The following is a 233-nucleotide window of genomic DNA, read 5'->3' as shown; positions in this document are numbered from 1 at the left end:
CTGCAAACGACGCTGGAAAACGCGCTGGCGCATACGCGAACGCCCGCCAGCGAGCTGCCGTCAGTTTCCGCCTCGCAGTTTGGGATGGTTGGCAAAAGCCCGGCGATGCAGCAACTGCTGAGTGAAATTGCGATGGTTGCGCCTTCCGATGCGACGGTGCTGATTCATGGTGATTCCGGCACCGGGAAAGAGCTGGTGGCGCGCGCGCTGCATGCCAGCAGCGCGCGGAGCGA

At 63.5% G+C, this 233-nt stretch carries 1 protein-coding gene; it reads left to right on the top strand.

Going from position 1 to position 233, the window contains the following annotated elements:
• A partial coding sequence (locus P8629_RS12775) for a sigma 54-interacting transcriptional regulator (protein WP_336618932.1) occupies positions 1-233 on the top strand: 233 nt, incomplete at both ends.

Source organism: Hydrogenovibrio sp. 3SP14C1 (genome assembly GCF_029625905.1).
GTDB lineage: Bacteria > Pseudomonadota > Gammaproteobacteria > Thiomicrospirales > Thiomicrospiraceae > Hydrogenovibrio.
Note: the sequence above shows the minus strand (reverse complement) of the source record. Positions and strands in the feature narration are given on the sequence as shown.